This is a genomic window from Mesorhizobium sp. RSR565B, from assembly GCF_054719465.1.
The window spans coordinates 5,198,658-5,217,932 of record NZ_JBTTIE010000001.1 but is presented as its reverse complement, the minus strand read 5'-3'; the positions used below and the strand labels follow the sequence as shown (position 1 = coordinate 5,217,932).

General features: G+C 62.2%; 16 protein-coding genes. 2 read left to right on the top strand and 14 right to left on the bottom strand.

Annotation, left to right across the window (positions count from 1 at the left end; genetic code table 11):
* The 10 genes from rpsS to rpsL all read right to left on the bottom strand — a co-directional run bounded on the left by rpsS (position 1) and on the right by rpsL (position 7,510).
* On the bottom strand, positions 1–279 hold the full coding sequence (rpsS, locus tag ACYG9R_RS25035) for a 30S ribosomal protein S19 (RefSeq protein ID WP_006205463.1): 279 nt from the start codon (positions 277–279) through the stop codon (positions 1–3).
* Positions 280–295: 16 nt separating this feature from the next.
* Positions 296–1,129, bottom strand: a complete 834-nt coding sequence (gene rplB / locus ACYG9R_RS25030; protein ID WP_023706515.1) for a 50S ribosomal protein L2 — start codon at positions 1,127–1,129, stop codon at positions 296–298.
* A gap of 22 nt (positions 1,130–1,151) precedes the next feature.
* Positions 1,152–1,445 carry a 50S ribosomal protein L23 gene (locus tag ACYG9R_RS25025; RefSeq protein ID WP_023672751.1) on the bottom strand — a complete coding sequence of 98 codons (294 nt, stop codon included), beginning with the start codon at positions 1,443–1,445 and terminating at the stop codon, positions 1,152–1,154.
* A complete protein-coding gene (rplD, locus tag ACYG9R_RS25020; RefSeq protein WP_023672750.1) occupies positions 1,442–2,062 on the bottom strand; it encodes a 50S ribosomal protein L4 in 621 nt (206 codons plus the stop codon). Before rplD ends, ACYG9R_RS25025 begins: the two co-directional genes overlap by 4 nt.
* Positions 2,062–2,790, bottom strand: a complete 729-nt coding sequence (rplC, locus tag ACYG9R_RS25015) for a 50S ribosomal protein L3 (RefSeq protein ID WP_023691244.1) — start codon at positions 2,788–2,790, stop codon at positions 2,062–2,064. The genes rplD and rplC overlap by 1 nt, the downstream gene beginning before the upstream one ends.
* 61 nt (positions 2,791–2,851) lie before the next feature.
* Positions 2,852–3,160: a 30S ribosomal protein S10 gene (rpsJ, locus tag ACYG9R_RS25010; RefSeq protein WP_010909272.1), complete on the bottom strand. Its 309-nt coding sequence runs from the start codon at positions 3,158–3,160 to the stop codon at positions 2,852–2,854.
* 69 nt (positions 3,161–3,229) lie between these two features.
* Positions 3,230–4,405 carry an elongation factor Tu gene (tuf, locus tag ACYG9R_RS25005; RefSeq protein WP_023723394.1) on the bottom strand — a complete coding sequence of 392 codons (1,176 nt, stop codon included), beginning with the start codon at positions 4,403–4,405 and terminating at the stop codon, positions 3,230–3,232.
* A gap of 65 nt (positions 4,406–4,470) precedes the next feature.
* The gene (fusA, locus tag ACYG9R_RS25000; protein WP_023667430.1) at positions 4,471–6,561 is read right to left on the bottom strand and encodes an elongation factor G; all 2,091 of its coding nucleotides are present in this window, start codon (positions 6,559–6,561) and stop codon (positions 4,471–4,473) included.
* Between the two features lie 30 nt (positions 6,562–6,591).
* Entirely contained in the window at positions 6,592–7,062 is a 471-nt protein-coding gene (rpsG, locus tag ACYG9R_RS24995) for a 30S ribosomal protein S7 (protein WP_008875664.1), read from the bottom strand.
* A 76-nt stretch (positions 7,063–7,138) separates the two neighbouring features.
* Entirely contained in the window at positions 7,139–7,510 is a 372-nt protein-coding gene (gene rpsL / locus ACYG9R_RS24990; RefSeq protein ID WP_027062687.1) for a 30S ribosomal protein S12, read from the bottom strand.
* Between the two features lie 495 nt (positions 7,511–8,005).
* On the opposite strand from rpsL, the gene ACYG9R_RS24985 reads away from it, so the two are divergent.
* Both ACYG9R_RS24985 and ACYG9R_RS24980 read left to right on the top strand, forming a co-directional pair.
* Positions 8,006–8,287 (top strand): transcriptional regulator, encoded by a 282-nt coding sequence (locus ACYG9R_RS24985; protein WP_023713029.1) that lies wholly within the window; start codon positions 8,006–8,008, stop codon positions 8,285–8,287.
* 106 nt (positions 8,288–8,393) lie between these two features.
* Positions 8,394–9,329: a Gfo/Idh/MocA family protein gene (locus ACYG9R_RS24980; RefSeq protein ID WP_023825188.1), complete on the top strand. Its 936-nt coding sequence runs from the start codon at positions 8,394–8,396 to the stop codon at positions 9,327–9,329.
* Positions 9,330–9,375: 46 nt separating this feature from the next.
* Here the strand turns inward: ACYG9R_RS24980 and ACYG9R_RS24975 are convergent, their stop codons facing one another.
* The 4 genes from ACYG9R_RS24975 to rplL form a co-directional block, all read right to left on the bottom strand.
* Positions 9,376–10,041 (bottom strand): O-methyltransferase, encoded by a 666-nt coding sequence (locus tag ACYG9R_RS24975; RefSeq protein ID WP_023667433.1) that lies wholly within the window; start codon positions 10,039–10,041, stop codon positions 9,376–9,378.
* Positions 10,042–10,120: 79 nt separating this feature from the next.
* On the bottom strand, positions 10,121–14,317 hold the full coding sequence (gene rpoC, locus ACYG9R_RS24970) for a DNA-directed RNA polymerase subunit beta' (protein WP_023667434.1): 4,197 nt from the start codon (positions 14,315–14,317) through the stop codon (positions 10,121–10,123).
* 147 nt (positions 14,318–14,464) lie between these two features.
* Entirely contained in the window at positions 14,465–18,601 is a 4,137-nt protein-coding gene (rpoB, locus tag ACYG9R_RS24965) for a DNA-directed RNA polymerase subunit beta (protein WP_460221851.1), read from the bottom strand.
* 248 nt (positions 18,602–18,849) lie between these two features.
* Positions 18,850–19,227, bottom strand: coding sequence for a 50S ribosomal protein L7/L12 (rplL, locus tag ACYG9R_RS24960; RefSeq protein WP_023667436.1), 378 nt, complete (start codon positions 19,225–19,227; stop codon positions 18,850–18,852).
* Between the last annotated feature and the right edge of the window lie 48 nt (positions 19,228–19,275).

The window sequence follows — 19,275 nt, the reverse complement described above, 5'->3', positions numbered from 1 at the left end:
TTATTTCCTCTTCGCCTTCTTATCCGCGCCGTGACCGTAATAGGTCCGGGTCGGAGCGAATTCACCGAACTTGTGACCGACCATGTCCTCGTTCACCGAGACGGGAACATGCTTCTGGCCGTTGTAGACACCGAAGGTGAAGCCGACGAACTGCGGCAGGATGGTGGAGCGACGGCTCCACATCTTGATCACCTCATTGCGACCACCTTCACGAACCTTGTCCACCTTCTTGAGAAGGTAGCCGTCGATGAAGGGGCCTTTCCAAATAGAACGAGTCACTTGGCGTTACCTCTTCTTAGCTCTTGCGCTGATGGCGCGAGCGCAGGATGAACTTGTCGGTCGCCTTGTTGGACCGCGTCTTCTTGCCCTTGGTCGGCTTGCCCCACGGGCTGACCGGATGACGGCCACCGGAGGTGCGGCCTTCACCACCGCCATGCGGATGGTCGACCGGGTTCATGGTCACGCCGCGATTGTGCGGGCGCTTGCCGCGCCAGACCGTGCGGCCGGCCTTGCCGTCGTTGATGTTGCCGTGGTCGGGGTTCGACACGGCGCCGACGGTGGCCATGCAGGAGCCGTGAACGACCCGCTGCTCGCCCGAGTTGAGGCGCAGGATCGCCATGCCCTGGTCGCGACCGACCAGCTGTCCGTAGCCACCTGCCGAGCGGGCAACCTGGGCGCCCTTGCCCGGCTTCAGCTCGATGTTATGGACGATCGTGCCGACCGGCATCGAGGCCAGCGGCATCGCATTGCCTGGCTTCACGTCGACCGATTCACCGGCCACGATCTTGTCGCCGGCGGCAAGGCGCTGCGGAGCGATGATGTAGGACAGCTCGCCATCGTCATACTTGATCAGCGCGATGAAGGCGGTGCGGTTCGGATCGTATTCAATGCGCTCGACCGTGCCGACGACGTCGAACTTGCGGCGCTTGAAGTCGATGATGCGGTACGAACGCTTGTGACCGCCGCCGATGAAGCGGGCCGTGATGCGGCCGTGATTGTTGCGGCCGCCCGACTTGGTCAGGCCTTCGGTCAGGCCCTTGACGGGCTTGCCCTTGTAGAGGCCCGAGCGGTCGACGATGACCAGCTGGCGGGTGCTCGGCGTTACCGGGTTGAATTTTTTAAGTGCCATTGTCCTGTCCTCGCGGCCTAGCTCAGAGACCCGTCGCGACGTCGATCGACTGGCCGTCGGCCAGCGTCACGATCGCCTTCTTGACGTCGCTCTGGCGGCCGATCGTGCCGCGGAAGCGCTTGATCTTGCCCTTGCGGACAAGCGTGTTCACGGCCGTAACCTTGACGCCAAACAGCGCTTCGACAGCGGCCTTGATTTCCGGCTTCGACGCCTTCTTGGCGACGTTGAAAACAACCTGGTTGTTCTCGGAAGCCATGGTCGACTTTTCGGTGATCGCCGGCGAGACGATCACGTCGTAATGACGGAGGTCGGTCATTTAAAGCGCTCCTCGAGAGCCTCGACGGCGGCCTTCGAAAGGACCAGCGTGCCGCGGCGCAGAATGTCGTAGACGTTGATGCCCTGGATGGGCAGCACGTCGATGTTCGGGATGTTGGTCGCCGCCAGCTTGAAGTTCTGGTCTAGCTCGGCACCGCCAATCACCAAGGCGTTGGTCAGGCCTAGCGTCGCGAAATTCGCGATCAGCGCCTTCGTCTTGGCCTCGGTCAGCTTCAGCTCGTCGATGATGATGATCGACGCGCTCTTGGCCTTGGCCGAGAGAGCATGCCGCAAGCCCAGAGCGCGCACCTTCTTCGGCAGATCGTGCTCGTGGCTGCGAACGACCGGGCCGTGGGCCTTGCCGCCGCCGCGGAACTGCGGAGCGCGTGCCGAATGGTGACGGGCGCGGCCCGTACCCTTCTGCTTGTACATCTTGGCGCCGGTGCGCGCGATTTCGGCGCGGCCCTTGGCCTTGTGCGTGCCCTGCTGGCGCTTGGCCAGCTGCCAGCGCACGACGCGCTGCAGGATGTCCTCGCGCGGATCAAGGCCGAAAATCTCCTCGGAGAGTTTCACCTTGCCGGCGTCCTTGCCGCCAAGCGTTGTGATCTTGAGATCCATTATTCTGCTCCCTCTGCGGCCGGAGCCTCGTTCGTGGCAGCGCTCGCTGCAGCAACCGGGCGGATCGCGGCAGGCTTCGGCGCATTGGCCGGCAGTGCCACCTTGGCCGCATCGCGGACCAGGATCCAGGCGCCCTTCGATCCGGGAACCGCACCGCGGATCAGGATCAGGCCGCGATCGGCGTCGGTCGAAACGATCTCGACATTCTGTGTGGTGACGCGGGTGTCGCCCATGTGGCCAGCCATATGCTTGCCCTTGAACACTTTGCCCGGATCCTGACGCTGGCCGGTCGAACCGTGCGTACGGTGCGAAACCGAGTTACCGTGCGTCGCGCGGCCACCACCCATGTGATGGCGCTTGATAACGCCCTGGAAACCCTTGCCGATCGTCGTGCCCGTCACATCGACCTTCTGGCCGGCGACGAAGTGCTCGACGGTGATCTCGGCGCCGACATCGATCATGTTGTCGGCGGAGACGCGGAACTCGGCGACCTTCGCCTTCGGCTCGACGGAAGCGGTCGCGAAATGGCCGCGCATCGCCTTCGACGTGTTCTTCACCTTGGCAAGGCCAACGCCGAGCTGGACGGCGGTATAGCCGTTCTTCTCCTGCGTGCGCTGAGCCACGACCTGGCAGTTCTCCATCTGGAGAACGGTGACGGGAACATGTTCCCCGGCATCATTATAGATGCGGGTCATTCCCACCTTCTTTGCAATCACACCTGAACGCATCGGTTCAATTCCTTTAGAGTTCCGGGCCAGGGGCACCGCCCCTTACCGCGCTCTCATTCCCTTAGAGCTTGATCTCGACGTCGACACCGGCGGCCAGATCGAGCTTCATCAAAGCATCGACCGTCTGCGGGGTCGGATCGACGATGTCGAGCAGACGCTTGTGCGTGCGCATCTCGAACTGCTCGCGGCTCTTCTTGTCGACGTGAGGCGACCGGTTGACCGTGAACTTTTCTATCCGCGTCGGCAGCGGAATGGGGCCGCGGACGTTTGCTCCGGTGCGCTTGGCCGTCGACACGATTTCTTTCGTCGAGGCGTCGAGCACGCGGTGATCAAACGCCTTCAGGCGGATGCGGATATTCTGTCCGTTCATGCGTCACTTCCTTGTTCTGGCGCGGCGCGGGCAAATCCTGCGCCCGCGACAGATCGGTTTAAGTCCAAATTACTCTTTGATGGTGACGACGATGCCGGCACCGACGGTGCGGCCGCCTTCACGGATGGCGAAGCGCAGCTTCTCTTCCATGGCGATCGGCACGATCAGCTCGACATCGACCGTGATGTTGTCGCCGGGCATAACCATTTCCGTGCCTTCCGGCAGCGACACGATGCCGGTCACGTCGGTCGTGCGGAAGTAGAACTGCGGACGGTAGTTGGTGAAGAACGGCGTGTGACGGCCACCTTCGTCCTTGGTCAGGATGTAGGCTTCGGCCACGAACTTCTTGTGCGGCTTCACCGTACCGGGCTTGGCCAGAACCTGGCCGCGCTCGACGCCTTCACGATCAACGCCGCGCAGCAGCGCGCCGATGTTGTCGCCGGCCTGGCCCTGATCGAGCAGCTTGCGGAACATCTCGACGCCCGTGCAGGTCGTCTTGGTCGTCGGACGGATGCCGATGATTTCCAGTTCCTCGCCGACCTTGACGATGCCGCGCTCGACGCGGCCGGTGACGACCGTGCCACGGCCCGAGATCGAGAACACGTCTTCGATCGGCATCAGGAACGGCTTGTCCAGCGGACGAACCGGCGTCGGGATGTAAGCATCGACCGCAGCCATCAGCTCGCGGATCGCGTCTTCGCCGATGGTCTTGTTGGAATCTTCCAGAGCAGCCAGCGCCGAACCCTTGACGATCGGAATGTCGTCGCCGGGGAACTCGTTCTTCGACAGAAGCTCGCGAACCTCGAGCTCGACCAGTTCGAGCAGCTCGGCGTCGTCGACCTGGTCGACCTTGTTCAGGAACACCACGATCGACGGCACGCCGACCTGACGGGCAAGCAGGATGTGCTCGCGGGTCTGCGGCATCGGGCCGTCGGCGGCCGACACCACCAGGATCGCGCCGTCCATCTGCGCGGCGCCGGTGATCATGTTCTTCACATAGTCGGCGTGGCCGGGGCAGTCGACATGGGCGTAGTGGCGCGCAGCCGTCTCGTATTCGACGTGCGCCGTCGAAATGGTGATGCCGCGGGCCTTCTCTTCGGGCGCCGCATCGATCTGGTCGTAGCGCTTGTATTCGCCAAAATACTTCGTGATCGCCGCCGTCAGCGACGTCTTGCCATGATCGACGTGGCCAATCGTGCCAATGTTCACATGAGGCTTGTTACGCTCGAATTTACCTTTTGCCATGTGATGTCTCCAATCTGCTCGCCCGTACGGGACTTGAATTAAGTTACCGATGCAACCCGCTGGGGTTACGCGTATTTCTTCTGGACTTCCTGGGCGACCGCGGTCGGCACAGGCTCATAGTGATCGAACTGCATCGTGTAGGCAGCGCGGCCCTGGCTCATCGAGCGCAGGTTGTCGACGTACTTGAACATGTTGGCCAGCGGCACCATCGCGTTGATGACGACAGCCACGCCACGCGCTTCCTGGCCCTGGATCTGGCCACGACGGCCGTTCAGGTCGCCGATGACGCTGCCGACATAGTCTTCCGGCGTCACGACTTCGACCTTCATGATCGGCTCGAGCAGTTGCACGCCAAGCTTGGGTGCAGCTTCACGGAAGCAGGCGCGGCCGGCGATTTCGAACGCCAGGACGCTGGAGTCCACATCGTGGTAAGCGCCGTCGATAAGCGTCGCCTTGACGCCGATCATCGGGAAGCCCGCGAACGGACCCGACGACATGACGCTGTTGATGCCCTTTTCGACACCCGGGATGTATTCCTTGGGAACCGCACCGCCGACGATCTTGGTCTCGAACTCGAACTCCGAGCTTTCCGGGTTCGGTTCGAACACGATCTTGACGCGAGCGAACTGACCGGTACCGCCGGTCTGCTTCTTGTGGGTGTAGTCCTGCTCGTGCCTGCGGGTGATGGTCTCGCGGTAAGCCACCTGCGGCGCGCCGACATTGGCCTCGACCTTGAACTCGCGGCGCATGCGGTCGACGATGATGTCGAGGTGAAGTTCGCCCATGCCCGAAATGATGGTCTGGCCGCTTTCCTCGTCGGTCTTGACGCGGAAGGACGGATCCTCGGCGGCCAGGCGGTGAAGGGCGAGGCCCATCTTTTCCTGGTCGTTCTTGGTCTTCGGCTCGATGGCGATCTGGATGACCGGATCGGGGAATTCCATGCGCTCGAGGATGACCGGGTGCAGCGGATCGCTGAGCGTGTCGCCGGTGGTCGTGTCCTTGAGGCCAGCCAGAGCAACGATGTCGCCGGCAAAGGCTTCTTCGACGTCGGCGCGCGAATTCGCATGCATCTGCAGCATGCGGCCGATGCGCTCTTTCTTGCCCTTGACGGTGTTATCGACCGAGATGCCCTTGGTCAGTTTGCCCGAATAGATGCGGGCAAAGGTCAGCGAACCGACGAACGGGTCGTTCATAATCTTGAAGGCCAGCATCGACAGCGGCTCGTTGTCGTCGGCATGACGCTCGATCTCGGCATCGGTCTTGGCGTCGACGCCCTTGATGGCGGGAACATCGGCCGGCGACGGCAGGTATTCGACGACGGCGTCGAGCAGCGGCTGCACGCCCTTGTTCTTGAAGGCCGAGCCACAGAACATCGGGTAGAACTTGACCGCGATGGTGCCCTTGCGGATCAGCGCGCGGATCTCGTCATTCGACGGCATCTTGCCTTCGAGGTAATTCTCGAGGGCCGTCTCGTCCATTTCGACGGCGGCTTCGATCATCTTCTCGCGGTATTCTTCGGCCCGGGCCTGAAGGTCGGCAGGGATCTCGACGACGTCCCAGGCAGCGCCCAGCGTCTCGTCGCGCCAGACCAGCGCGTTCATCTCGACGAGATCGACGACACCCTTGAACTCGGTCTCAGCGCCGATCGGCAGTTGCATGACGACGGCATGCGCACCAAGACGCGAGCCGATCATCTCGACCGAGCGGTAGAAGTCGGCGCCGATCTTGTCCATCTTGTTGCAGAAGATCATGCGCGGAACTTTATACTTGTCGGCTTGGCGCCAGACAGTCTCGGTCTGCGGCTCGACACCGGCATTGGCATCGAGCAGCGCAATGGCGCCGTCGAGCACGCGCAGCGAACGCTCGACCTCGATGGTGAAGTCGACGTGTCCGGGAGTGTCGATGATGTTGAAGCGGTACATCTTGCCGCTGCGACCCTTCCAGAAGGTCGTGGTGGCGGCGGACGTGATCGTGATGCCGCGTTCCTGCTCCTGCTCCATCCAATCCATGGTGGCAGCGCCGTCGTGGACTTCGCCGATCTTGTGCGACTTGCCCGTGTAATAGAGGACGCGCTCGGTGGTCGTCGTCTTGCCGGCGTCAATATGCGCCATGATACCGAAATTGCGGTAGTCTTCGATTTTATATTCGCGGGCCATCTTGGATGCCTTCTCAGTCTCGTTCGCGCTTTACCAGCGGTAGTGTGCGAAAGCGCGGTTGGCTTCTGCCATCTTGTGGGTGTCTTCACGCTTCTTCACGGCGGTGCCGCGGTTATTGGCCGCGTCCATCAGCTCGCCGGAGAGGCGGTCGACCATGGTGGTCTCGTTGCGGTTGCGCGCAGCTGCAATCAGCCAGCGGATCGCCAGGGCCTGGCGGCGCTCGGGGCGCACATCGACCGGAACCTGGTAGGTAGCGCCGCCGACGCGGCGCGACCGGACTTCCACATGCGGCGCGACATTGTCGAGCGCCTGATGGAAGACGGTGACCGGCTCCTGCTTGGTCTTCGACTGAACCTGGTCGAGCGCACCGTAGACGATGGTCTCGGCAACCGACTTCTTGCCGTCATACATGACGGCGTTCATGAACTTGGTGACGATCAGATCGCCGAACTTCGGGTCCGGATTGATCTCACGCTTTTCTGCACTGTGACGACGCGACATGGCTTTTGTCTCTCAATCTCGTAGCCCGACGCATTCAAGCAGCGCCAGGGCCGGAAAATCTTACTTCGGACGCCCCTTACTTCGGACGCTTGGCGCCGTACTTCGAACGGCGCTGCTTGCGGTTCTTCACGCCCTGCGTGTCGAGCACGCCGCGGATGATGTGGTAGCGCACGCCCGGAAGATCCTTGACGCGGCCGCCGCGGATCATGACCACGGAGTGTTCCTGAAGGTTGTGGCCTTCGCCGGGGATGTAGCCGATCACTTCAAAGCCGTTGGTCAGGCGGATCTTGGCCACCTTGCGCAGTGCCGAGTTCGGCTTCCTCGGCGTCGTTGTATAGACGCGCGTGCAGACGCCCCGCTTCTGCGGGTTCTGCTGCATGGCCGGGACCTTGTTGCGCTTCACCGGCGCAATGCGCGGCTTGCGGATCAGCTGGTTGACGGTAGGCATTAAACCCTCTTGTCTCTCAATTCCGTGTCTCGCCCGGTCAGGGCCGCTCAAAGCGCCAATTCCATACGCAAATTCGGGCCATAAACCGCGCCTCGCGGTCCTGCCCGAACAAAATGCAGAGGAAGCGGGAACCGCTTCATGCGCGCCGGAAATGTCTTTTCGCTCGTAAAACGAACCCTGTTTGAGGCAAACTCCAAAGCGTGTCGCTTCGGAAGGGAGAGCCTCACATCGGTTCTGACTGGGCGGCTTCTACTCGCAAGACCGTGAACCGTCAACCCCGGCACGCCAAATATTGCGCGCTGACGACGGCTTGGCAGCCATGTGAAAGACGCATGTAATTTTCTTTCTTCATTTTGCAAGGCAGAGGAAGAAAGTGACCCGCGCAGACAAGAAAGTGACCGGCTTTTGGCTGTCATGCGCGGGTTCTTCATGGCAAAAGGCGCCATGGACAGCGCAAATCCCCTCGCCCGCACCCGTCTCAAAAGGAATCAGCCCGTGAACGACAATGAGGAGCGCCCGGTCACCATCATCACCGGCCGCGTCTGGAAAAAGAAGGGCGGCAAGCCGGAAGGCGTGCATGTGATGCTGGTCGCGCCCGACGACGATTCGGCCGTGCGCCGGGCGCTCGAATCGCTCGCCGCCGAAGGCTATGCCGAAGCTGAGCTCGACCAGATCGGCGATATGGAGGGCGTACCCGACGAGGAGCCGCATCTGTCGGCCTTCCAGGGCGCGCTCGAAGGCGAAGTGTCGATCGTTACGTTCGAGGTTCCGCTCTGAGCGTCGCCGGCTGCTTGCGCCTGTCACCGCGCCGGCTTGCCCGGCACCGGTTCTCTGCTAAGAACCGGGCGACTTAACCAGCCAAATTCGAATCCGCGGAGTTCCCATGCCCTCGAACAATGGTCCCATCAAGCTCGGCATCGTCGGCGTCGGCAAGATCGTGCGCGACCAGCATCTGCCGGCAGTGGCCAAGGATGCGAACTACCGCCTCATCGCCGCCGCCAGCCGGCACGGCAAGGTGGACGGCATCCCGAATTTTCCGACCATCGAGGCGATGCTCGACGCGGTGCCGGAACTCGAGGCCGTGTCGCTGTGCATGCCGCCGCAGTTCCGCTACGACGCGGCACGCACCGCGCTGATGGCGAAAAAGCATGTTTTCCTGGAGAAGCCGCCGGGCGCTACGGTCAGTGAGGTCGAGGACCTGAAGCAGCTGGCGGCAGCCAATGGCGTTTCACTGTTCGCCAGCTGGCATTCGCGCTACGCACCGGCAGTGGAGGCCGCGCGCGCCTTCCTAGCGTCGGCCAAGGTCAACTCGGCTGCCATCGCCTGGAAGGAAGATGTCCGCCGCTGGCATCCGAACCAGGATTGGATCTGGGCGCCGGGCGGTTTCGGCGTCTTCGATCCCGGCATAAACGCACTGTCGATCGCAACCCACATCCTGCCGGCGATGTTCATCACCTCGGCCGTCCTCGACTTCCCGGAAAACCGCGCCTCGCCTGTGGCGGCCCACGTGACCTTCCGTACCTCGGATGGGTTGCCGGTGACCATGGAGCTCGACTGGCTGCAGACGGGACCACAGAGCTGGGACATCCTGGCCGACACCGACAAGGGCAAGATGGTGCTGTCCGGCGGCGGCACCAAGCTCGCCATCGACGGCAAGGTGGTTCACGACGAGCCGGAGGCCGAATATCCCCAGCTTTACCGGCGCTTCGCTGAAATCGTACGCGCCGGCGTCTCCGATGTCGATTTGGCACCCCTGCAGCACGTGGCCGACGCCTTCATGCTCGGCAAGCGCAATGTGGTGGGAGCGTTCTTCGATTGAACGATGAGTTCTGCCGGACCGCAGTCCGGACACTCACCATGCAGCCTTACTCGACGATCGCAATCGCAAAGCCGTCATAGCCTTTGGCGCCGACGGTCTGGATGGCGGTGCCGTCCAGGCGCTTGTCGCCGCCGATGAAGGAAAACGCACCGCGTGCGCCTTCGACATACGCGTCACGGCCATCGTCGTTGAGCACGGTGCCGTCGCGGATGACGTTGTCGCAGATGATGACCGTCCCCGGCCGCGACAGGCGCATGGCCCATGACAGATAATTCGGGTTGTTCGGCTTGTCCGCGTCGATGAAGATCAGATCGAACGGACCGGCATTTTCGGCAGCCAGCGTCTCAAGCGACTGAAGCGCGGGGCCGATCCTGAGCTCGACCTTGTCCGGCACCCCTGCCCGCTCGAGATTCGAGTGCGCGACTTTTGCATGATGCGGCTCGAGTTCGAGCGTCACGATCTTGCCGCCGACGGGCAATCCCCTTGCCATCCAGATGGTCGAGTAGCCGCCAAGCGTGCCGATCTCCAGCACCTTCCTGGCGCCGCTGATGCGGACCAGCAGCGACAGCAGCTTGCCCTGCGCCGGCGATACGTCGATGGCCGGCAGGCCCTGGTCGCGGTTGGCCGCAAGCACCGCTTCGAGGATGGGATCTGCCTCGAAGAGAGAGGAAACGATGTAGTCGTCGACGTCAGTCCAAACCTTCTTGCTCATGTTTTCCTCGATTCGATTGGGGGTCAAAACGCGAAAAGGGGCCACTGGGGCCCCCTTCCTTCTTCTCGTCCTACCGCGCTTACTGCGCGGCGTTGACCATGTCGGTCAGCATCGGCTCGGCGACCTCGACACCGGACGCCTTGCGGCGCTCGTCGATGATCAGTTCGTCGCGCGAGGTGGCGATGCGCCGGATCTGGCTCATCGTGCCGCCGGTACCGGCCGGGATCAGCCGGCCGACGATGACGTTTTCCTTCAGGCCCTGCAGCATGTCGGTCTTGCCGGCAACCGCAGCTTCGGTCAGCACCCTGGTCGTCTCCTGGAAGGAGGCGGCCGAGATGAAGGAAGGCGTCTGCAGCGAGGCCTTGGTTATGCCCAGCAGCACCGGCTGGCCTTCGGCCGGCTTCTTGCCGTCCTCGACCAGGCGCTCGTTGACCTCTTCCAGTTCGATCACGTCGACGTGGTCGCCCGGAATGTAGGTCGAGTCGCCCTGTACCGTGATCTCAACCTTCTGCAGCATCTGGCGAACGATCACCTCGATGTGCTTGTCGTTGATCGACACGCCCTGCAGACGGTAGACTTCCTGGATTTCGTTCACGAGGTAGGAAGCAAGTGCTTCCACGCCCTTGATCGCCAGGATGTCGTGCGGCGCCGGATTGCCGTCGAGGATGTAGTCGCCCTTCTCGATGACGTCGCCGTCCTGGAGATGGAACGGCTTGCCCTTCGGGATCAGGTATTCGACCGGCTCAAGCGTCGAGTCATGCGGCTCGATGATGATGCGGCGCTTGTTCTTGTAGTCGCGGCCGAAGCGGATCGTGCCATCGATCTCGGCGATGATGGCGTGATCCTTCGGACGACGTGCCTCGAACAGCTCGGCAACACGCGGCAGACCGCCGGTGATGTCCTTGGTCTTCGCGCTTTCCATCGGGATACGCGCCAAAACGTCGCCGGGACGAACCTGCGAACCCGGCTCGACCGAAAGAATGGCCTCGACCGAGAGCAGGAAGCGGGCGTCGCCGCCCTTCGACAGCTTGCCGACCTTGCCCTTGGGGTCAAGGATGGCGATCGCCGGCTTGAGGTCGTTGCCGCGTGGCGTCGAGCGCCAGTCGATGACCTCGCGCTTGGTGATGCCGGTCGATTCGTCGGCCGTTTCCTGAACGGAAATGCCGTCGACCAGATCCTCGTACGACACCTTGCCTTCGATTTCGGTAAGGACAGGGCGGGTATAGGGATCCCATTCGGCGATACGCTGGCCCCGCTTCACCTTGTCGCCATCGTCCACGAAGATGCGCGAACCATAGGTAAGGCGATGCGAGGCACGCTCCTTGCCGGCTTCGTCGAGGATCAGCACCGCCATGTTGCGGCCCATGACCATCTGCTGGCCGTCCGAGTTGCGCACCACGTTGCGGTTGCGGATCTCGACCTTGCCCTCATACGAGGCTTCAAGGAACGAGCTGTCCACCACCTGCGCCGTACCGCCCATGTGGAAGGTACGCATGGTGAGCTGGGTGCCCGGCTCGCCGATCGACTGCGCCGCGATGACGCCGACGGCTTCGCCCTGGTTGACCGGGGTGCCGCGGGCAAGATCGCGTCCGTAGCAGACCGCGCACACGCCGATCCTGACCTCGCAGGTCAGTGCCGAGCGAATGCGGACCGACTGCACGCCGGCCTTTTCGATCTTTTCCACGTCACGTTCGTCCATCAGCGTTCCGGCCTTGACCAGAACTTCGCCCGAAACCGGATGCGTGATGTCGTCGAGCGAGGTGCGGCCCAGCACGCGCTGACCGACCGAAGCAACGACCTGACCGGCATCGACGATCGGCTGCATGGTGAGGCCCTTGTCGGTGCCGCAATCCACGGAGTTGACGATGCAGTCCTGCGCCACGTCGACCAGACGACGGGTGAGGTAACCCGAGTTCGCCGTCTTCAAGGCGGTGTCGGCCAGACCCTTGCGGGCGCCGTGGGTCGAGTTGAAGTACTCGAGCACGGTCAGGCCTTCCTTGAAGTTCGAGATGATCGGCGTCTCGATGATTTCACCCGAGGGCTTTGCCATCAGGCCGCGCATGCCGGCGAGCTGACGCATCTGGGTGGGCGAACCACGCGCACCCGAATGCGACATCATGTAGATCGAGTTCATTGGCTTTTGACGGCCACTGTCCTCGAACTCGACGGCCTTGATGCGGGCCATCATCTCGTCGGCGACCTTTTCCGAGCACTTCGCCCAGGCGTCGACGACCTTGTTGTACTTCTCGCCCTGCGTGATCAGGCCGTCATTGTACTGCTGCTCGTACTCCTTGGCCAAAGCCTCGGTGTCGGAAACCAGCTTGATCTTGGCGTCCGGGATCAGCATGTCGTCCTTGCCGAACGAAATGCCGGCGCGGCAGGCGTGGCTGAAGCCGAGGGCCATGATGCGGTCGCAGAAAATGACCGTCTCCTTCTGACCGCAGTGGCGGTAGACGGTGTCGATCATCTTGGAGATGTTCTTCTTGGTCATCTCCTGGTTGGCCGTCTCGTAAGGCACATTGACGTTCTTCGGCAGCAGCTCGCCGATGATCATGCGGCCAGGCGTGGTGTCGTAGATTTTCGACACGACCTTGCCTTCGGCGTCGACCGTGCGGAAACGACCCTTGATCTTGGAGTGCAGCGTCACCGCCTTGGTCTCGAGCGCGTGCTGGAGTTCGCCCATGTCGGCAAACACCATGCCTTCGCCCGGCTCGTTCTGATTGACGATCGAGAGATAGTAGAGACCCAGGACCATGTCCTGCGACGGCACGATGATCGGCGCGCCGGAAGCCGGGTGCAGGATGTTGTTGGTCGACATCATCAGCACGCGGGCTTCAAGCTGCGCTTCCAGCGAGAGCGGCACGTGAACGGCCATCTGGTCGCCGTCGAAGTCGGCGTTGAAGGCCGTGCAGACCAGCGGATGCAGCTGGATCGCCTTGCCTTCGATCAGGATCGGCTCGAACGCCTGGATGCCCAGGCGGTGCAGCGTCGGCGCACGGTTCAGCAGCACCGGATGCTCGCGAATGACCTCGTCGAGGATATCCCAGACTTCCGGACGCTCCTTCTCGACCAGCTTCTTGGCCTGCTTGACGGTCGAGGAGAACCCCTTGGCGTCGAGGCGGGCGTAGATGAACGGCTTGAACAGTTCGAGCGCCATCTTCTTCGGCAGGCCGCACTGGTGCAGCTTGAGCTCCGGACCGGTGACGATGACCGAACGGCCCGAATAGTCGACGCGCTTGCCGAGTAGGTTCTGGCGGAACCGGCCCTGCTTGCCCTTCAACATGTCGGACAGCGACTTCAGCGGACGCTTGTTGGCGCCGGTGATGACGCGGCCGCGACGGCCGTTGTCGAACAGCGCATCGACGGCTTCCTGCAGCATGCGCTTTTCATTGCGCACGATGATGCCGGGGGCGCGCAGCTCGATCAGCCGCTTCAGACGGTTGTTGCGGTTGATGACGCGGCGATAGAGATCGTTCAGGTCGGACGTCGCGAAACGTCCACCATCCAGAGGAACCAGCGGGCGCAGGTCCGGCGGGATCACCGGAACCACCTTCATGATCATCCATTCCGGACGGTTGCCGGACTCCATGAAGTTCTCGACGACCTTGAGTCGCTTCAGATACTTCTTCTGCTTCAGCTCGGACGTGGTCGAAGCCAGTTCCGAACGCAGGTCGCCGGCGATCTTCTCCAGGTCCATGCCGGCCAGAAGGTCATGAATGGCCTCGGCGCCGATCATGGCGGTGAACGAATCCTCGCCATATTCGTCGACGGCGATCATGTACTCTTCCTCGCTGAGCAGCTGGTGCTCCTTCAGCGCGGTGAGGCCAGGCTCGGTAACGATGTAGTTCTCGAAGTAGAGGACGCGCTCGATGTCCTTCAGCGTCATGTCGAGCAGTGTGCCGATGCGCGACGGCAGCGACTTCAGGAACCAGATGTGAGCGACAGGTGCCGCCAGCTCGATGTGGCCCATGCGTTCGCGGCGAACGCGCGACAGCGTGACTTCGACGCCGCACTTTTCGCAGATGACGCCCTTGTACTTCATGCGCTTGTACTTGCCGCACAGGCATTCATAGTCCTTGATCGGGCCAAAAATGCGCGCGCAGAACAGACCGTCACGCTCCGGCTTGAAGGTGCGGTAGTTGATGGTCTCCGGCTTCTTGATCTCGCCGAACGACCAGGACAGAATCTTCTCAGGGCTGGCGAGCGATATCCGGATGGAATCGAACACCTGCGCCGGCGCCTGCGGATTGAAGAGATTCATGACCTCTTGGTTCATGCCGTTCTCCTTTTCGGGGTCCTCGAAAACCCCTTGCATCTAACGCGGGCCAAATGCCCGCTGAGTGGTCGGCCCACTGGCCGTAGAATTTGTTGCATCCGGTCGCGGCGTTCCGCGACCGGATGTCTTGCTTACTCGGCCGCGCCCCTATTCGGCAGCATCTGGCAGCCGGACAGGGTTGTCGTCGAGCTTGGTATTCTCCAGCTCGACATTGAGGCCGAGAGACCGCATTTCCTTGACGAGCACGTTGAAGCTCTCGGGAATGCCGGCCTCGAACGTGTCGTCGCCGCGCACGATCGCCTCGTAGACCTTGGTGCGGCCGGCGACATCGTCCGACTTCACCGTCAGCATTTCCTGCAGCGTGTAGGCGGCGCCATAGGCTTCCAGCGCCCAGACCTCCATTTCGCCGAAGCGCTGGCCACCGAACTGCGCCTTGCCGCCCAGCGGCTGCTGGGTAACGAGCGAGTAGGGACCGATCGAACGCGCGTGGATCTTGTCGTCCACCAGGTGGTGAAGCTTGAGCATATAGATATAGCCCATCGTCACCTTGCGATCGAACGGCTCGCCTGTGCGTCCGTCATAGAGCTGCGACTGACCGCTGGTGTGCAGGCCCGCCTGCTCCAGCATGATGTTGATGTCGACTTCATGCGCGCCGTCGAACACCGGTGTCGCGATGGAGACGCCGCGGCGCATCTGCTCGCTGAGGCGAACGATGCTCTCGTCGTCATATTCGCGGACCGGCTCGTTGCGGTCGTTGGCCGGGATGAAGCTCTCGAGCGTCTTGCGCAACGGCTTGATGTCTCCAGCCGTCTTGTAGGCGTCGATAAGCTCGCCGATCTTCTTGCCCATGCCCGCGCATGCCCAGCCCAGATGCGTTTCCAGGATCTGGCCGACATTCATGCGGCTCGGCACACCCAGCGGGTTGAGCACGATATCGGCATGCGTGCCGTCCTCGAGGAAAGGCATGTCCTCGACCGGAACGATCCGCGAGACGACACCCTTGTTGCCGTGACGTCCCGCCATCTTGTCGCCCGGCTGCATCTTGCGCTTCACGGCCACGAAGACCTTGACCATCTTCATGACGCCCGGAGGCATTTCGTCGCCGCGCTGCACCTTCTCGACCTTGTCCATGAAGCGCTGCTCGAGCGCCTTCTTGGAATCGTCGTACTGGCCACGCAGGGCTTCCAGTTCGCTCTGGAGCTTTTCGTTCTCCACCGCAAACTGCCACCACTGCGAACGCGGATACTCGTCCAGCGTGTCCTTCGACAGCTTCGAGCCCTTCTTGAAGCCCTTCGGCCCGGCAATCGCTTCCTTGCCGACGAGAACGTCGGAAAGGCGCGAATAGACGTTGCGGTCGAGGATCGCCTGCTCGTCGTCGCGGTCCTTGGCGAGGCGTTCGATCTCCTCGCGTTCGATCGCCATGGCGCGCTCGTCCTTCTCGACGCCGTGGCGGTTGAAGACGCGCACTTCGACGACGGTGCCGAAGGTGCCCGGAGGCATGCGCATCGAGGTGTCGCGAACGTCGGACGCCTTTTCACCGAAGATGGCGCGCAGGAGCTTTTCTTCCGGCGTCATCGGGCTTTCGCCCTTCGGCGTGATCTTGCCGACCAGGATGTCGCCCGGCTGCACTTCCGCGCCGATATAGACGATGCCGGCTTCGTCGAGGTTCTTCAGCGCTTCTTCCGAAACGTTCGGAATGTCGCGCGTGATTTCCTCCGGTCCAAGCTTGGTGTCGCGGGCCATGACCTCGAATTCCTCGATGTGGATCGAGGTGAAGACGTCGTCGGCCACGATGCGCTCGGAGAGCAGGATCGAGTCCTCGTAGTTGTAGCCGTTCCACGGCATGAACGCGACCAGCACGTTGCGGCCGAGCGCCAGATCGCCGAGCTCGGTCGACGGACCGTCGGCGATGATGTCGCCCTTGTTGACGCGGTCGCCCATGCGCACCAGCGGACGCTGGTTGATGCAGGTGTTCTGGTTCGAACGCTGGAACTTCATCAGCCGGTAGATGTCGACGCCCGACTTGCCGGGATCGAGATCTTCCGTGGCGCGGATGACGATACGCGTCGCGTCCACCTGGTCGACGATGCCGCCGCGGCGGGCGCCGATGGCGGCACCCGAGTCACGGGCAACGATCGGCTCCATGCCGGTGCCTACGAACGGCGCTTCGGCGCGCACCAGCGGCACGGCCTGACGCTGCATGTTGGAGCCCATTAGCGCGCGGTTGGCGTCGTCGTTCTCGAGGAACGGGATCAGCGCCGCGGCCACGGACACCATCTGCTTGGGCGACACGTCCATGAGATCGACGTTTTCGCGCGGCGCCATCATCACTTCGCCGGCGCTGCGGCAAATGACGAATTCGTCGACGAAACCACCATTCTTGTCGAGCTCGGCGTTGGCCTGCGCAACGTGGTGCTTGGACTCTTCCATAGCGGAGAGATAGACGACCTCATTGGTCAGCTTGCCATTGACGATCTTGCGGTACGGGCTTTCGATGAAGCCGTACTTGTTGACGCGCGCGAAGGTCGCCAGCGAGTTGATCAGACCGATGTTCGGGCCTTCCGGCGTCTCGATCGGGCAGATGCGGCCGTAATGCGTCGGGTGCACGTCGCGCACTTCGAAGCCGGCGCGCTCGCGGGTCAGACCGCCCGGGCCAAGTGCCGACAGGCGGCGCTTGTGGGTGATCTCCGACAGCGGGTTGGTCTGATCCATGAACTGCGACAGCTGCGAGGAACCGAAGAACTCGCGCACGGCGGCAGCCGCCGGCTTGGCGTTGATCAGGTCCTGCGGCATCACCGTATCGATCTCGATCGAGGACATACGTTCCTTGATCGCGCGCTCCATGCGCAGCAGGCCGACGCGGTATTGGTTCTCCATCAGCTCGCCGACAGAACGCACGCGGCGGTTGCCGAGATTGTCGATGTCGTCGATCTCGCCCTTGCCGTCGCGCAGCTCGACCAGCGTCTTGACCACGGCCAGGATGTCGTCCTTGCGCAGCACGCGCACGGTATCCTCAGCCTTGAGCTCGAGGCGCATGTTCATCTTGACGCGGCCGACGGCCGACAGGTCGTAGCGCTCCGAGTCGAAGAACAGCGAGTTGAACATGGCTTCGGCGGTTTCAAGCGTCGGCGGCTCGCCCGGGCGCATGACACGGTAGATGTCGAACAGTGCGTCCTGGCGGCTCTCGTTCTTGTCGACGTTGAGCGTATTGCGGATGTAGGCGCCGACATTGACGTGGTCGATGTCGAGAACCTTGATCTCGCTTTCGCCCGTGCCGAGCAGCACCTTCAGCGTCTTTTCATCGATCTCGTCGCCGGCTTCGAGGAAAATCTCGCCGGTGCCGTAGTTGACGATGTCCTCGGCCAGGTAATTGCCGAGCAGATCCTCGTCGGTCGCCTTGATCGCCTTCAAACCCTTTTCGCCAAGCGCCCTTGCCTGGCGGGCGGTGATCTTCTTGCCGGCCTCGACGACAACTTCGCCTGTGTCGGCATCGACGAGGTCGCCAACGGCCTTGAGGCCGCGGAAACGCTCGACGTTGAACGGGATGCGCCAGTGGTCGCCGGCGCGCTTGTAGGTGATCTTGTTGTAGAAGGTCGACAGGATCTCTTCGCCGTCCATGCCGAGCGCCATCAAGAGCGACGTCACCGGAATCTTGCGGCGGCGGTCGATGCGGGCATGCACGACGTCCTTGGAATCGAACTCGATGTCGAGCCACGAACCGCGATAGGGAATGACGCGCGCCGCAAACAAAAGCTTGCCCGAGGAGTGCGACTTGCCCTTGTCATGGTCGAAGAAGACGCCCGGCGAACGGTGCATCTGCGAGAAGATGACGCGCTCCGTGCCATTGACGATGAAGGTGCCGTTGAGCGTCATGAGCGGCATGTCGCCCATATAGACGTCCTGCTCCTTGATGTCCTTGATCGACTTTGCGCCGGTATCCTCGTCGATATCGAACACGATGAGGCGCAGCGTCACCTTGAGTGGCGCGGCATAGGTCAGGTCGCGCTGACGGCATTCGTCAACGTCGAATTTCGGTCCTTCGAACTCGTACTTCACGAACTCCAGCATCGAGGAGCCGGAGAAATCGGAGATCGGGAAAACCGACTTGAAAACGGCCTGCAGTCCCTCGTCCGGACGCCCACCCTTGGGCTCCGCCACCATCAGGAACTGGTCATAGGATGCTTTTTGAACCTCGATCAGGTTCGGCATCTCCGCAACTTCCGGAATCTTTCCGAAGAACTTGCGTACGCGTCTGCGGCCATTGAAAGTCTGGGTCTGGGCCATCGTCGCTCCTTAGCTATAAACTCGGGGCGAGCCTCGCCGCGGCTCACCTTGCATGCGCGGCCACCTCGGCGGCGGCCCCTGATCTGTTTCCCGCCGCCTGGCGGCGACGGCTAAAACGGGAGAAAACCCGTTTCCTGAAGGCCGGTTTCGGCCCTCAGGAAAGAGGTTCTCGTACATCTCGCGCTACGCATCCTCCCCTCTGATGAAGGGAGTGGCGGACGGCGCGAGGCCGCCCGCCGCTTTTACGCTTACTTCAGGTCGACCTTGGCGCCGGCTGCTTCCAGCTGGGCCTTGAACTTCTCAGCGTCAGCCTTGGAAACGGCTTCCTTGACCGGCTTCGGAGCTGCTTCGACCAGATCCTTGGCTTCCTTGAGGCCCAGGCCGGTGATGGCGCGGACTTCCTTGATGACGTTGATCTTCTGAGCGCCTGCCTCGGTGAGGACGACGTCGAATTCCGTCTTTTCCTCAGCCGGAGCAGCAGCAGCGGCAGCGCCGCCGGCAGCGGCAACCGCCACCGGAGCAGCAGCCGAAACGCCCCACTTTTCTTCCAGAAGCTTCGACAACTCGGCCGCCTCGAGGACGGTCAGCTTCGAAAGGTCGTCTACGATCTTTGCCAGATCAGCCATTGTTGTATTCCTTCATCAGGTTCGAACGTGTGTTTGTGATAGCGAGGA